Below are 13,246 nucleotides of genomic sequence, written 5' to 3'. Positions count from 1 at the left end.
ATGAGCATGACACCGGGGCCGGCCGACAGGCCTGACTACCTCGACGGGTCGGGGCCCGCGCAGCGGGCGCCCGACAACGACAACAAGAAGCGTCTGATCGCGGTGGGCGCGATCGTCGCCGGTGGGGCGGTCATCGCCGGCGGCGCCTGGGCGGCCACCAGCTTCTTCGCCACCGGCGCGCAGCCCGCCGAGGCGTTGCCTGCCGCGACGGTCGCCTACGTCAGCGTCGACCTCGACCCGAGCGGCGGCCAGAAGATCGAGGCGATCAAGACGCTGCGCAAGTTCCCCGGGTTCACCGACGAGGTCGACCTCCAGGCCGACGAGGACCTGCGCGAGCGGCTGTTCGAGGAGGTCACCTCCTCCGGCGAGTGCAAGGGCCTCGACTACGCCTCCGACGTCGAGCCGTGGCTGGGCTCGCGGGCGGCGATGGCCGTCGTCGACCTCGGGGAGGACGAGCCGACCCCGGTCGGCGTCATCCAGACCACCGACGGCGGTCAGGCCGAGGAGGGCCTCGCCACGCTGATCGAGACCTGCGGCGGCCCTGCCGGCGAGGGCGAGGCGGACGAGAGCGGCAGCGACGTCGGCGGCTGGGTCGTCGAGGGCGACTGGATCGTCCTGGCCGAGACCAAGGACATCGCCCAGCAGGTCGTCGACGCCGCCGACGGCTCGACCCTGGCTGCCGACTCCGCCTTCCAGGAGTGGACCGGCGAGGCGGGCGACGACGGCTTCGTGTCGATGTACGTCGGCAAGGGCGTCACGAAGTACGTCGAGGACCTCGCCGGCGCGGGCATGTTGGGCATGCCCGGCTCGATGCTGGCCCCGGCGCCCGACGCCATGGGCTCCTTCGACGAGGAGTGCCTCGAGAACGCCGCCCCGGCGGACGTCGAGGTGTGCTTCGAGTCCTCTTCGGACGACACCACGTCCGAGCCGACGCAGGAGGTCCCCGAGGAGCTCCAGCAGATGATCAACGACTTCGACGGCGCGGCAGCGACCGTCCGCTTCGACGACGGAGCGGTCGAGGTCGAGTACGCCATGTCCGACTACAACCAGGACATGACCCGCTACATGACGAGCGAGGAGGGTGTCGACATGATCTCGGCCCTTCCCGAGGACACGGTTGCGGCGTTCGGGTTCGCCCTCGAGGAGGGCTGGGCGCAGGCGATGCTCGACTACGTCAAGACCCTGGCCCCGGACGAGAGCGCCTCGATCGACGACCAGCTCGCCCAGTTCGAGCAGGAGACCGGCCTGGCCTTCCCCGAGGACGTCGAGACCCTGCTCGGCGACGGCGTGACCGTCTCCATGGGCAGCGGGCTCGACCCGGACGCCGTGGCCAACGGTGGTCCCGGCGAGGTGCCGGCCGGCATCCGGATCAAGGGCGACGCCCAGGAGATCCAGGCGGTGCTCGACAAGATCAGCGCCCAGGCCGGCCCCGAGGCCGCCGAGCTCCTCCAGGTCACCGAGGGCGACGGCTATGCGGTCCTCGCCCTGCAGGACGACTACCGCAGCGCCCTCGAGGGCGCTGGAAGCCTCGGCGACAGTGCGACCTACTCCGGGGTCGTCGAGGCCGACGAGGCCCAGTCGGTCCTCTTCGTCAACTTCAACGCCGACGACGACTGGCTCGTGCGCCTGGCCGGTGACATGCCCGAGGTCAGCGAGAACCTCGAGCCGCTGGCTGCGCTCGGCATCAGCGGATGGGTCGACGACGAGGTCGTCCACGGCCTGGTCAAGCTGACGACCGACTGAGTCGACGACCGACTGAGTCAACGACCGATGGTGGCGGTCACCGCTGCGGTGATCGCCACCAGGTCGTCCGGTGCGAGCTCGATGTCGAACCCGCGCCGACCACCGGACACCAGGATCGTGTCGTGGTCCAGGGCGGAGGCGTCGAGCACCGTGCGGTGGCGGCGCTTCTGCCCGACCGGCGAGATGCCGCCGGCGACGTAGCCCGTCGCGCGCTCGGCGGCCGCCACGTCCGCCATCACGGCCTTGCTGCCGCCCAGCGCCCGGGCGAGCGCCTTGAGGTCGAGCTGTCCGCTCACGGGCACGATCCCGACCACCAGCTCGGCGTCCAGCGACGCCATCAGCGTCTTGAACACCCGGGCGGGATCGGCGTCGAGCGCCTCGGCCGCCTCGAGCCCGTACGACGTCGCGCGCGGGTCGTGCTCGTAGGCGCGGACCTCGAAGGGGATGCCCGCCGAGGTGAGCGCCACGGTGGCCGGCGTGCCTCCTGCCCCACGCGTCTTCTTCGCCATCAGCCGGCTCGCGCGGTCAGTTGGGGGACCACGCGGTGCGCGCCACCTGGGTGGCCGGCAACGACGGGATGACGTTGATCGCGCGCAGCTCCTCGGTCAGCAGGCGGGTCACGAGCGTGAGCCGCTCGGTGGCGTCCTCCGCCTCCAGGAGGGACTGCCGCTCCGCCATGGGGAGCGGCGCCAGCGCGGACAGGGTCCACGCGAGGTAGTCGGGATCGCGGGGGAGCGTCCCGCTGAACGGGTCTCCCTGCAGCTCGGTCATCGCCGCCCGGAACGCCGTGAAGGTGGCGCGGGCGCGTTGGAGCACCTCGGCCGGGACCTCCACCTCGGGCTCGGGGAGGACGACGGCCAGGCCCTGGGGGAAGTCGGCACCGCGCTGCATCTCCTCGAGCACCAGCCGCTCGCGGGCGACGGCGACGATGTCGAACGTGCCGTCCTCGAGCCGGTCGACCTCGGTGAGCTGCAGGATGCAGCCGACCCGGTAGACCGACTGGGCGCCGTGGTCCCCGACCTCGTAGCCCTCGCGGATCGCCACCGTGCCGAAGACACGCGCTGCGGGGTCCTCCACCTCGAGCAGGTGGCGCACCAGCATCCGGTAGCGGTCCTCGAAGACGTGGAGCGGCACGCTCATGCCCGGGAACACCACGGTGCTCAGCGGGAACATCGGCAGCGGATCGCTCACACCGACGACACTAGTGGCCGCTGTCCACCCTGCACCCGCGACTTCGGCTCGACCCGCGGGAGAACCTAGAATCAGGGCATGTCCCTGATCCGTCGTATCGACCTGAGGGGCGCCGACGCGGCGTCCGTCGACTACCGCGCGAGCGTGCCCCGCGCCGAGTTCGACGTCGAGGCGGCCACGCATCAGGTGCAGCCGATCCTCGACGCCGTCCGCTCGCGGGGCGTGGAGGCCATCACCGACTTCTCCGCCCGCTTCGACGGCGTACGCAGTGACGACATCGCCGTGCCGCGCGAGGCGCTGACGACCGCGCTCGAGGGCCTCGACCCGGCCGTGCGGGCCGGCCTCGAGGAGTCGATCCGGCGCCTGCGGGTGACCTGCGAGGCCGAGCTCGAGCGCGACGTCACCAGCCAGGTCGCCCCCGGAGCGACCGTCACCCACCGCAAGGTGCCGATCGACCGCGTCGGCCTCTACGTCCCCGGCGGGCTCGCCCCGCTGGTGAGCAGCGTCGTGATGAACGTCGTCCCGGCCCAGGTCGCGGGCGTGCGCTCGATCGCGTTGGCGAGCCCGCCGCAGAAGAACCGCGACGGCCTCCCGGAGCCGACCATCCTCGCTGCCTGCGCCCTGCTCGGCGTCGACGAGGTCTACGCCGTCGGCGGCGCCCAGGCGATCGCCATGTTCGCCTACGGCGCCGGTCCCTGCGAGCGCGTCGACCTGGTGACCGGCCCGGGCAACATCTACGTCGCGGCCGCCAAGCGGCTGCTGCGCGGTGTCGTCGGCATCGACTCCGAGGCCGGACCCACCGAGATCGCGATCCTGGCCGACGACAGCGCGGACGCCGCGTTCGTCGCCGCCGACATGATCAGCCAGGCCGAGCACGACCCGATGGCCGCGTCCGTGCTGGTCACCGACTCGCTCGAGCTCGCCGACGCGGTCGAGGCCGCTCTCGACAAGCAGGTCTTCGCCACCCGCCACACCGAGCGCATCCGCACCGCGCTCTCCGGGCGGCAGTCCGCCGTCGTGCTGGTCGACGACATGGACCAGGGCGTCGCCGTCGTCGACGCCTACGCCGCGGAGCACCTCGAGGTCATCACCCGCGACGCCGCCTCCCACGCCGCGCGCGTACGCAACGCGGGCGCCATCTTCGTCGGCCCGTGGTCGCCGGTGTCCCTCGGCGACTACTGCGCCGGCTCCAACCACGTGCTCCCGACGGCGGGCTGCGCCTGCCACTCGAGCGGGCTGTCCGTGCGCGCGTTCACCAAGTCGGTGCACGTCATCGACTACTCGCGTGACGCGCTCGCCGAGGTCGCCGGCCACGTCGTGACGCTCGCCGAGGCCGAGGACCTCCCGGGTCACGGCCAGGCGGTCAGCGTGCGCTTCGACAGCGACCCGCACCGGTGAGCGGGCTGTTCCCTCCGCTGCGCGACGAGCTGCGGGGGATCGAGCCCTACGGTGCGCCCCAGCTCTCGCTCGAGCAGGCGCCCGTCCAGCTCAACGTCAACGAGAACCCCTACGGCCCCTCGCCCGAGGCGGCGGCCGACATCGCCCGAGCCGTCGGCGAGGCTGCCGTCTCGCTCAACCGCTACCCCGACCGCGAGTTCGTCGAGCTGCGCGCCGCGTTGGCGGCGTACCTCGACACCTCCGGCGGGTCGGGCATCACGCCGGAGATGGTGTGGGCGGCCAACGGCTCCAACGAGGTCATGCTGCAGCTGCTGCAGGCGTTCGGTGGTCCGGGGCGCGTCGCGCTGTCGTTCGCCCCGACGTACTCGATGTATCCCGAGTACGCGCGCGACACGATGACGGAGTGGGTGGCCGGCCACCGGGCCGAGGACTTCTCCCTCGACCTCGACGCCGCGCGTCGGTTGGTCGAGGAGCGCCGTCCGTCGGTCGTGCTCCTGCCCAGCCCCAACAACCCGACCGGGACCGCGCTGCCGCCGGAGGCCGTGACCATGCTGTGCGAGGCAGCCGCCTCCTACGAGCCTGCGGGTCTGGTGGTCGTCGACGAGGCCTACGGCGAGTTCCGCCGCACCGGCACCCCGAGCGCCCTCGAGCTCCTGCCGCGGCACCGCAACCTCGTGGTCACGCGCACCATGAGCAAGGCGTTCGCCCTGGCGGGGGCACGACTGGGCTACCTCGCCGCCGACCCCGCGATCTGCGACGCGATCCGCGTCGTACGGCTGCCCTACCACCTCTCGGCCGTCACCCAGGCGACCGCGCTGGCGGCGCTGCGGCACGCCCCCGAGCTGCTGGGCAGGGTCGACGACCTGCGCGTCGAGCGCGACGCGACCGTGGCGTGGCTGCGCGAGCAGGGGCTCGAGGTCGCCGACTCCGACGCCAACTTCGCCCTGTTCGGCCGCTTCGCCGACCGGCACGCGGTCTGGCAGGGTCTGGTCGACCGCGGCGTCCTGATCCGCGAGACCGGCCCCGACGGATGGCTGCGCGTGTCGATCGGCACGACCGAGGAGATGGCAGCCTTCAGGAAGGCCCTGCTGGAGACGCTGCACGAGACGACCACGACGACGAAGGAGCTCGCATGAGCCGCACCGCGAAGATCGAGCGCACCACCAAGGAGTCCGGCGTCCTCGTCGAGGTCGACCTCGACGGCACCGGCCGCTCCGACGTGTCGACCGGCGTGGGGTTCTACGACCACATGCTCGACGCCTTCGCCCGCCACTCCCTGGTGGACCTCGTCGTCCAGACCAGCGGCGACACCCACATCGACGCCCACCACTCGGTCGAGGACACCGCGATCGTGCTCGGCCAGGCGCTCCGCGAGGCCCTCGGCGACAAGGCCGGCATCCGGCGCTTCGGCGACGCCACCGTGCCGCTCGACGAGGCGCTGGTCCAGGCCGTCGTGGACGTCTCGGGCCGCCCCTACTGCGTGCACACCGGTGAGCCCGAGGGCCAGGAGTACGTCGCCATCGGCGGCACCGGCGCCACCTACATGGGCTCGTTGACCCGCCACGTCTTCGAGACGATCTCCTTCCACGCCCACCTCGCGCTCCACGTGCGGGTGCTCGGTGGACGCGACCCGCACCACGTGGTCGAGGCGCAGTTCAAGGCCTTCGCCCGCGCCTTTCGCGATGCCGTCGCGATCGACCCCCGCGAGACCGGCGTACCGTCCACGAAGGGCAGCCTGTGACGGCTCCCGACGTCGTCGTCCTCGACTACGGGTCGGGCAACCTCCGCTCGGTCGTGCGCGCCGTGGAGCGCGCCGGAGCCACGGTCACGCTGACCGGTGACTTCGAGACCGCGCTCGCCGCCGACGGCCTCGTGGTGCCCGGCGTGGGCGCCTACGCCGCCTGCATGGCGGGCCTGCGAGCGATCAAGGGCGAGCGGATCATTGGTCGGCGTCTCGCCGGCGGGCGGCCGGTCCTCGGCATCTGCGTCGGGATGCAGGTCCTCTTCGCGGGCGGGGTCGAGCACGGCGTCGAGACCGAGGGCTGCGACGAGTGGCCCGGGCTGGTGACGCGGCTGCAGGCCGACGTGGTGCCGCACATGGGCTGGAACACCGTCGAGGCTCCCGCTGGGACCCGGCTGTTCGCCGGGATCGAGGACGAGCGCTTCTACTTCGTGCACTCCTACGCCGCCCGCTCGTGGGACCTCGTCACCAACGACCGCACGGCCGCGCCGCTGGTGACGTGGGCCGAGCACGGGGGAGACCGGTTCGTCGCCGCTGTCGAGAACGGGCCGCTCTCCGCGACCCAGTTCCACCCGGAGAAGTCCGGCGACGCCGGTGCTGTGCTGCTGCGCAACTGGGTCACGGCGCTGAACGAGTCGGCCTAGGCCGGCCGCCCGGGTCCTTCGGTCATCAGTCCGGTGTCTTCCGGCCCTGCGGGCCGGCCCGGAGGCGAGCGACGATGGCAGGGCCCGTGGTCCGCTGCCACCGAGGAGGCTTGCGACGATGCTCGCCACGATGACCATGCACGCCCTCGCGCCCGTGGTGCTGGCCCTCGCCGGCCTCGGTGGCGTGCCTCTCGACGACCGGGGGCCGACCTGCGCCGGTCAGCCGGCCACGATGGTCGTGACCCGCGACTCACCTCACGTGGTCCACGGGACCGACCGTCGCGACGTGATCGCCGTCGTCGCGCGCGGCCACGTCGTCCGCGCCCGGGCCGGAGATGACCTGGTGTGCGGCTCGGGGCACGCCGACACCGTCCGGGGCGGCGCGGGGGACGACCACGTGCTCGGGCGCGACGGCGCTGACCACCTCTACGGCGGCGCGGGCGACGACGTCGTACGAGGCGGGGTGGGCGAGGACTGGTGCTACGGCCAGGGCGGCACCGATGACGTCCACGGTGAGCACCACGGGGACGACGACGGTCACCACGACGACACCCACGACGACACCCACGACGACTCGCACGATCGTCTCCCGTGACGCAGGAGACCCCCAAGAACGGGGTCGCGGCGCGCGCGTCGACAGGGCTAGCGTCCCGCCATGACTGAGCCGCTGAGCATGAACCAGATCATCCACGCCGCGGTGCGCCGAGACGTGACCCGCGCCGAGCAGGCGCTGCGCACGCTGCCCGACGGCGACACCGCGCGCGCCCGCCAGATCCGGACCGCGTGGCGCAACCTGGTCCGCGAGCTGACCCACCACCACGAGGCCGAGGACGAGCACGTGTGGCCGTTCCTGCAGGCGCGCGGCGTGGACCTCGCGCTCCTCGAGGAGATGGAGTCCGAGCACGTCGCGATGAAGCATGCGCTGGCGTCGGTGTCGACCAGCCTCGACTCCGTGGTCGCCGCACCGTCCACCCTCAACGCCGCGGCTGCCGCCGACGAGGTCGCACGGGCCCGCGAGGTGATCAACGGCCACCTCGACCACGAGGAGCGCGACGTCGAGGGTCCGCTGGCGGCCCTGCACGACGACGAGGAGTTCAAGGCGATGACCAAGAAGCTGCGCCCGGCCAGCCCGGTCGACGCGGCCAACTCGCTGGCGTGGATGGAGGACGGTGCGGGGGAGCGCGAGCGGTCGTCGCTCCGGGCCGCCATCCCGGGGCCGGTCATCACCGTCCTCACGCTGCTGCTCGCCCGGCGCTACCGCCGCGAGGTCGCTCCGGTCTGGCGCTGATCGGCCTCCGCCAGCGCCTTCAGCGTCAGCAGCTGCTTGCGCGCCATCGCCAGGTCGCCGACCGAGAGCGCGGGCGCCAGCCACCTGCGGGTGTGCGCCACGACCTTGAGCACGAGACGTACGTCGCCGCCGTGGGGCAGGACGGCGTACGAGAGGTGGGCGCCCATGATCGTCGCGGTGAGCTCCCGGCCCGGGTCGACGGCCACCACCCGCCCCTGGTCGCGCCCGAGCGCGTGCGTGAACGGATCGCCGACCTGCGGCTCCGGCACGTCGCGCCGGTCGCGTGGTGAGCGCCGCCCGAGGTTGTCGACGAGGTCGTAGGAGTAGGGCGCCAGCCGCACCTGCCTCACCCGTGCCCACACGGTCGCGGGTGCCGCGTGGACCGTGACGCCGCGCCACGCCTCGAGCGTGGGGCGAGGGACGAAGGCGTCGCACCCGTAGGCGCGACGCACCTCCGCTTCGCACACGCCCCACCGGTCGGCGATCACGTCCCTGACGCTAGCGCGCACCACGACGACGGAGCCGAGAACTGCGGCCGCGCGACAGCCCGCCGGCCTGCACGCCGCGTGGCGGGGAGTGGCCCCCGTCTCGCCGCGCCACCACCCCGTGCGGCGTCCTGACGCGCGCTCCTAGGATCGACCCATGCCCAGCACCCCCGAGCAGCCCTACCTCGAGCTCCTGCCCGCCGTGGACATCAAGGGCGGCCAGGCCGTCCAGCTCGTGCAGGGGGTGGACGGGTCGGAGAAGCGCTTCGGCGACCCGATCGAGGCGGCGCTCCGCTGGCAGGAGGCCGGTGCGGAGTGGATCCACCTCGTCGACCTCGACGCGGCCTTCGGCCACGGCCACAACCGCGAGCTCCAGGCCCGCATCGTCGGCACGCTCGACATCCAGGTCGAGATGAGCGGCGGCATCCGCGACGACGAGTCGCTGGAGGCGGCCATGGCGACCGGGTGCCGCCGGGTCAACATCGGCACCGCCGCGCTCGAGCAGCCCGAGTGGTGCGCCCGGGCGATCGCGACGTACGGCGACCGGGTGGCGGTCGGCCTCGACGTCCGCGGCACGACCCTGGCCGCGCGCGGCTGGACCCGCGACGGGGGCGACCTCTACGAGACCCTCGCCCGCCTCGACGGGGAGGGCTGTGCCCGCTACGTCGTGACGGACGTGAACAAGGACGGCATGCTGCAGGGACCCAACCTCCAGCTGCTCCGCGACGTCTGCGCGGCCACCGACAGGCCGGTCGTCGCGAGCGGCGGCGTCACCACGCTCGACGACATCGAGGCCCTGATGGGACTGGTGGGCGAGGGCGTCGAGGGCGCCATCGCGGGCACCGCGCTCTACGAGGGCCGCTTCACCCTCGAGGACGCCCTCGCGCTCACGAAGGGCACCTGAGCATGGAGTTCACCGACTACCACACCCGGCTGGCCGCCTACGTCCTGCTCGTCGACGACGGGGGAGCCGACGGGCAGGAGCGGGTGCTGCTCGCGTGGTGGAACGGCGAGGGGCACAGCGACCCGGCGTGGTCGCTGCCCGGCGGCGGTATCGAGTTCGACGAGTCGGTCCGTGACGGCCTGGTGCGCGAGGTGTTCGAGGAGACGGGCTTCCACGTCGAGCCGGGTGGACTGCTGGCCGAGCACTTCTTCACCGGGCGCGGCCGGACCTTCGACGGCTGGTTCCGCTCCCAGCGGTTCGTCTTCGACGCGACGATCACCGGTGGCGAGCTGGGCACCACCGAGGTCGACGGGTCGACCGACCACGCCGCGTGGGTCCCGCTCGCCGAGCTCGAGGGACAACCGCGGGCAGACATCGTGGACGTCGCGCTGGCGGCCCGTGCCTCCCGGGCGGTGCGGCGATGAGCCTCGCGATCCGGGTCATCCCGTGCCTCGACGTCGACGGTGGCCGCGTGGTCAAGGGGGTCAACTTCACCGAGCTCCGCGACGCCGGCGACCCGGTCGAGCTGGCCCGCCTCTACGACGCCGAGGGCGCCGACGAGCTGACCTTCCTCGACATCTCCGCCTCCCACGAGGGCCGCGCGACGACGATGGAGGTCGTGAGCCGCTGCGCCGAGGAGGTCTTCATCCCGCTCACCGTCGGCGGCGGCGTGAGCAGCGTCGACGACGTCGACCGACTCCTGCGCGCCGGGGCCGACAAGGTCGCGGTCAACACCGCCGCCATCCGCCGCCCCGAGCTGGTGGCCGAGATCGCCGACCGGTTCGGCAACCAGGTGCTGGTGCTGAGCGTCGACGCCCGCCGTGTCGGTCCCGACCACGAAGGCACCGCGAGCGGCTTCGAGGTCACCACCCACGGCGGACGGAAGAGCGCCGGCCTCGACGCCATCGAGTGGGCCGTGCGCGCCGCCGAGCTGGGCGCGGGCGAGATCCTGCTCAACGCGATGGACGCCGACGGCACGACCGACGGCTTCGACCTCGAGCTCATCAGGGCCGTACGCCGCGAGGTGGGCATCCCGATCATCGCGAGCGGGGGAGCGGGCGCGGTCGAGCACTTCCCGCCCGCCGTCGACGCCGGGGCCGACGCCGTGCTGGCGGCCACCGTCTTCCACTTCGGGACCCTCACCATCGGCGACGTCAAGGCCGGTCTGTCCACGGCCGGTCACCCGGTCCGCTGACGGCAGGCGGAGTCGTAGGATTCCGCCATGCTGAAGACCTCCCGGCGCTCGACCAAGCGCCACCTCGCCGTCGCCACCCTCGCGTCCGCCGCGATCGCGCTGTCCGCGTGCGCCCCGACCGACGAGGCCGACAGTGGCAGCGACTCCGGCTCGGAGACCTCGGGGGGCTCGGAGTCCGAGGCGCCGGCCGCCGACGAGTGCACGCCCGACACGTTGGAGACCGTCGCCGACGGCACGCTGACGATCGCCACCGACGACCCGGCCTACGAGCCGTGGTTCGTCGACAACGACCCGACCAACGGCGAGGGCTACGAGTCCGCGGTGGCCTACGCCGTCGCCGAGCAGCTCGGCTACACCCAGGACCAGGTCACCTGGGTGACGGTCCCCTTCAACAAGGTGGTCCAGCCCGGCCCGAAGGAGTTCGACTTCGACGTCAACCAGGTCTCCATCACCGAGGCCCGCCGCAAGGCCGTCGACTTCTCCTCCGGCTACTACGACGTGGTGCAGGCCGTCATCACCAACAAGGGCAGCGCGATCGACGGCGCCACCAGCCTCGCCGACCTCGCCGACGCCAAGCTCGGCGCCCAGGTCGGCACGACCAGCTACACCGCCATCACCGACCAGATCCAGCCCTCGGCCGACCCGGCCGTCTTCGACACCAACGACCAGGCGGTGCAGTCGCTCAAGAACGGTCAGATCGACGGCATCGTCGTCGACCTGCCGACGGCCTACTTCATGACCGCCGTCCAGCTCGACGACGGGGTCATCGTCGGCCAGCTCCCGCTACCCGAGGGGGAGCCCGAGCAGTTCGGCGCCGTGCTGGCCAAGGACAGCCCGCTGACCGACTGCGTCTCGTCGGCCGTCGACACGCTGCGCGAGGACGGCGTCCTCGACCAGATCGGCCAGGAGTGGCTGGCCCAGCAGGGCGCTCCCGAGCTGTCCTGATGCCTGACCAGGTGGACACCGCCTGGGAGCCCTCCGAGGTCCAGCGCGAGCGCGACGACTGGCGGCGCCGGCGCACGGTCCGCAGTGCTGTCATCGCGTCGGGCAGCACGCTGCTGCTGCTCGGCGTCGTCGGCGGGCTGGTCGTCAGCTCGCCGGGCTGGGAGCGCGTCCAGGAGACCTACTTCGACTGGGACAAGGCGGTCTCGTCCTTCCCGGCGGTGCTCGAGGGCCTCTGGCTCAACATCCGGGTGATGGTGCTCTGCGCGGTGCTGATCGTCGCGTTGAGCCTCACGATCGCAGTGATGCGCACCATCCGCGGTCCCGTCGCGTTCCCGCTGCGCCTGGTCGGGACGGCGTACGTCGACATCTTCCGCGGCCTGCCCCTGCTGCTGGTGATCTTCCTGCTCGGCTTCGGCGGTCCCGCACTCAGCCTGTCCGGGCTGCCCACGTCAGCGCTCTTCTGGGGGTGCGCGGCGCTGGTGCTGTCCTACTCGGCCTACGTCGCCGAGGTGTTCCGGGCCGGCATCGAGTCCGTGCACCCGAGCCAGCGCCTGGCCGGCCGGTCGTTGGGACTCAGCTACGGGCAGACGCTGCGCCGCGTCGTGCTGCCCCAGGCCTGGCGCCGGGTCATCCCGCCGCTGATGAACGACCTGGTCTCGCTCCAGAAGGACTCCGGCCTGATCGCCGTGCTGGGCGTCGTGGACGCGATCCGGGCGGCCCAGATCGAGACGGCCATCGACTTCAACTACACGCCCTACGTCGTCGCCGGCGTGCTGTTCTGCTGCCTGACGATCCCGATGGCCAGGCTCACCGACCGCTATGCCCGCAAGAAGGGCTACCACGGGGCAGGAGGACATTTGTGACCGAGCTGCTGCGCCTGGACGGCGTCCGCAAGTGCTTCGGCGACAACGTGGTGCTCCGTGACGTGGACCTGACGATCGAGCCGGGTCAGTGCGTCGTGCTGATCGGCGCCTCCGGCTCGGGGAAGTCGACGCTGCTGCGGTGCGTCAACCTGCTCGAGGTCGTCGACGACGGCGTGATCACCTTCGAGGGTCGCGACATCACCGACCCGCGGGTGGACGGCGACGAGGTGAGGTCCCGCATGGGGATGGTCTTCCAGGCCTACAACCTCTTCCCGCACCTCGACGTGATGGGCAACGTCACCCTGGCGCTCCGGCTCGTGCACGGCGTGGGTGCCGAGGAGGCGCGCTCGCGCGGCCTGGCGATGCTCGAGCGCGTCGGGCTGGCCGCCAAGGCGCACGCCAGGCCCGACGACCTGTCCGGCGGGCAGCAGCAGCGGGTGGCGATCGCCCGGGCGCTGGTGACCAACCCGCGCCTGATGCTGCTCGACGAGGTGACGAGCGCGCTCGACCCCGAGCTCGTCGGCGAGGTGCTCGACCTGTTGACCGACCTCAAGAGCGAGGGCGTCACGATGCTGCTCAACACCCACGAGATGGGCTTCGCCCGCGACGTCGCCGACGAGGTCTGCTTCCTGCACGACGGGCGCATCCACGAGCGGGGCAGGCCCGAGCAGGTGCTGGGCGACCCGCAGGAGGAGCGCACCCGCGCGTTCCTGTCACGCCTCCGCACCTGACCCCTGAGGGGGGTGGATCCTGGGTCGTGATTCGTCCGGTGTCGGTGGCGAGGAATAGCCTGATGGACGGCTTGGTTGC

General features: G+C 72.3%; 16 protein-coding genes. 13 read left to right on the top strand and 3 right to left on the bottom strand.

Translation table 11 applies throughout. From position 1 onward, the window contains the following. A complete protein-coding gene (locus ACNKF0_RS13870; protein WP_416952992.1) occupies positions 1 to 1,743 on the top strand; it encodes a DUF3352 domain-containing protein in 1,743 nt (580 codons plus the stop codon). 17 nt (positions 1,744 to 1,760) lie between these two features. On the opposite strand, the gene ybaK is transcribed toward ACNKF0_RS13870, so the two are convergent. Then, positions 1,761 to 2,252, bottom strand: a complete 492-nt coding sequence (ybaK, locus tag ACNKF0_RS13865) for a Cys-tRNA(Pro) deacylase (protein ID WP_416952990.1) — start codon at positions 2,250 to 2,252, stop codon at positions 1,761 to 1,763. Between the two features lie 16 nt (positions 2,253 to 2,268). After that, on the bottom strand, positions 2,269 to 2,934 hold the full coding sequence (locus ACNKF0_RS13860) for an LON peptidase substrate-binding domain-containing protein (protein WP_299923700.1): 666 nt from the start codon (positions 2,932 to 2,934) through the stop codon (positions 2,269 to 2,271). A gap of 84 nt (positions 2,935 to 3,018) precedes the next feature. On the opposite strand from ACNKF0_RS13860, the gene hisD reads away from it, so the two are divergent. The 6 genes from hisD (at position 3,019) to ACNKF0_RS13830 (ending at position 8,005) form a co-directional block, all read left to right on the top strand. Continuing rightward, positions 3,019 to 4,332 (top strand): histidinol dehydrogenase, encoded by a 1,314-nt coding sequence (gene hisD / locus ACNKF0_RS13855; RefSeq protein ID WP_416958520.1) that lies wholly within the window; start codon positions 3,019 to 3,021, stop codon positions 4,330 to 4,332. Between the two features lie 5 nt (positions 4,333 to 4,337). Next, entirely contained in the window at positions 4,338 to 5,468 is a 1,131-nt protein-coding gene (locus ACNKF0_RS13850) for a histidinol-phosphate transaminase (RefSeq protein WP_416958517.1), read from the top strand. Beyond that, positions 5,465 to 6,073, top strand: a complete 609-nt coding sequence (gene hisB / locus ACNKF0_RS13845) for an imidazoleglycerol-phosphate dehydratase HisB (RefSeq protein WP_300045284.1) — start codon at positions 5,465 to 5,467, stop codon at positions 6,071 to 6,073. Before ACNKF0_RS13850 ends, hisB begins: the two co-directional genes overlap by 4 nt. Further along, positions 6,070 to 6,717 (top strand): imidazole glycerol phosphate synthase subunit HisH, encoded by a 648-nt coding sequence (gene hisH / locus ACNKF0_RS13840; protein ID WP_416952987.1) that lies wholly within the window; start codon positions 6,070 to 6,072, stop codon positions 6,715 to 6,717. The genes hisB and hisH overlap by 4 nt, the downstream gene beginning before the upstream one ends. A 118-nt stretch (positions 6,718 to 6,835) precedes the next feature. Further along, positions 6,836 to 7,312 carry a hypothetical protein gene (locus ACNKF0_RS13835; protein WP_416952985.1) on the top strand — a complete coding sequence of 159 codons (477 nt, stop codon included), beginning with the start codon at positions 6,836 to 6,838 and terminating at the stop codon, positions 7,310 to 7,312. Between the two features lie 60 nt (positions 7,313 to 7,372). Further along, the gene (locus ACNKF0_RS13830) at positions 7,373 to 8,005 is read left to right on the top strand and encodes a hemerythrin domain-containing protein (RefSeq protein WP_416952983.1); all 633 of its coding nucleotides are present in this window, start codon (positions 7,373 to 7,375) and stop codon (positions 8,003 to 8,005) included. Here the strand turns inward: ACNKF0_RS13830 and ACNKF0_RS13825 are convergent. Then, complete coding sequence (locus ACNKF0_RS13825; protein ID WP_416952981.1) at positions 7,972 to 8,493, bottom strand: hypothetical protein; 522 nt, start codon at positions 8,491 to 8,493, stop codon at positions 7,972 to 7,974. The genes ACNKF0_RS13830 and ACNKF0_RS13825 overlap by 34 nt on opposite strands. 154 nt (positions 8,494 to 8,647) lie before the next feature. Here ACNKF0_RS13825 and priA point away from each other — a divergent pair, with 154 nt between their 5' ends. The 6 genes from priA to ACNKF0_RS13795 are packed head-to-tail and all read left to right on the top strand — an operon-like array spanning position 8,648 to position 13,167. Next, complete coding sequence (priA, locus tag ACNKF0_RS13820) at positions 8,648 to 9,394, top strand: bifunctional 1-(5-phosphoribosyl)-5-((5-phosphoribosylamino)methylideneamino)imidazole-4-carboxamide isomerase/phosphoribosylanthranilate isomerase PriA (protein WP_416952979.1); 747 nt, start codon at positions 8,648 to 8,650, stop codon at positions 9,392 to 9,394. A gap of 2 nt (positions 9,395 to 9,396) precedes the next feature. Then, positions 9,397 to 9,858 (top strand): NUDIX hydrolase, encoded by a 462-nt coding sequence (locus ACNKF0_RS13815; protein WP_416952977.1) that lies wholly within the window; start codon positions 9,397 to 9,399, stop codon positions 9,856 to 9,858. Next, positions 9,855 to 10,628: an imidazole glycerol phosphate synthase subunit HisF gene (hisF, locus tag ACNKF0_RS13810; protein WP_416952974.1), complete on the top strand. Its 774-nt coding sequence runs from the start codon at positions 9,855 to 9,857 to the stop codon at positions 10,626 to 10,628. The genes ACNKF0_RS13815 and hisF overlap by 4 nt, the downstream gene beginning before the upstream one ends. Before the next feature lie 27 nt (positions 10,629 to 10,655). Beyond that, positions 10,656 to 11,573 carry an ABC transporter substrate-binding protein gene (locus ACNKF0_RS13805; RefSeq protein ID WP_416952972.1) on the top strand — a complete coding sequence of 306 codons (918 nt, stop codon included), beginning with the start codon at positions 10,656 to 10,658 and terminating at the stop codon, positions 11,571 to 11,573. After that, positions 11,573 to 12,436 (top strand): amino acid ABC transporter permease, encoded by an 864-nt coding sequence (locus ACNKF0_RS13800; RefSeq protein WP_416952970.1) that lies wholly within the window; start codon positions 11,573 to 11,575, stop codon positions 12,434 to 12,436. The genes ACNKF0_RS13805 and ACNKF0_RS13800 overlap by 1 nt, the downstream gene beginning before the upstream one ends. Further along, the gene (locus tag ACNKF0_RS13795; protein WP_416952968.1) at positions 12,433 to 13,167 is read left to right on the top strand and encodes an amino acid ABC transporter ATP-binding protein; all 735 of its coding nucleotides are present in this window, start codon (positions 12,433 to 12,435) and stop codon (positions 13,165 to 13,167) included. The genes ACNKF0_RS13800 and ACNKF0_RS13795 overlap by 4 nt, the downstream gene beginning before the upstream one ends. The last annotated feature ends 79 nt before the right edge of the window (positions 13,168 to 13,246 follow it).

It is taken from the genome of Nocardioides sp. T5 (assembly GCF_048161455.1).
Lineage (GTDB): Bacteria > Actinomycetota > Actinomycetes > Propionibacteriales > Nocardioidaceae > Nocardioides.
This window is presented reverse-complemented; position numbering and strand designations above follow the sequence as displayed.

Coding starts and splice junctions, on each gene's coding strand:
- ACNKF0_RS13870 (WP_416952992.1), top strand. CDS start 1: ATGAGCATGACACCGGGGCCGGCCGACAGGCCTGACTACCTCGACGGG.
- ybaK (WP_416952990.1), bottom strand. CDS start 2,252: ATGGCGAAGAAGACGCGTGGGGCAGGAGGCACGCCGGCCACCGTGGCG.
- hisB (WP_300045284.1), top strand. CDS start 5,465: ATGAGCCGCACCGCGAAGATCGAGCGCACCACCAAGGAGTCCGGCGTC.
- ACNKF0_RS13835 (WP_416952985.1), top strand. CDS start 6,836: ATGCTCGCCACGATGACCATGCACGCCCTCGCGCCCGTGGTGCTGGCC.
- ACNKF0_RS13830 (WP_416952983.1), top strand. CDS start 7,373: ATGACTGAGCCGCTGAGCATGAACCAGATCATCCACGCCGCGGTGCGC.
- priA (WP_416952979.1), top strand. CDS start 8,648: ATGCCCAGCACCCCCGAGCAGCCCTACCTCGAGCTCCTGCCCGCCGTG.
- ACNKF0_RS13815 (WP_416952977.1), top strand. CDS start 9,397: ATGGAGTTCACCGACTACCACACCCGGCTGGCCGCCTACGTCCTGCTC.
- hisF (WP_416952974.1), top strand. CDS start 9,855: ATGAGCCTCGCGATCCGGGTCATCCCGTGCCTCGACGTCGACGGTGGC.
- ACNKF0_RS13805 (WP_416952972.1), top strand. CDS start 10,656: ATGCTGAAGACCTCCCGGCGCTCGACCAAGCGCCACCTCGCCGTCGCC.
- ACNKF0_RS13800 (WP_416952970.1), top strand. CDS start 11,573: ATGCCTGACCAGGTGGACACCGCCTGGGAGCCCTCCGAGGTCCAGCGC.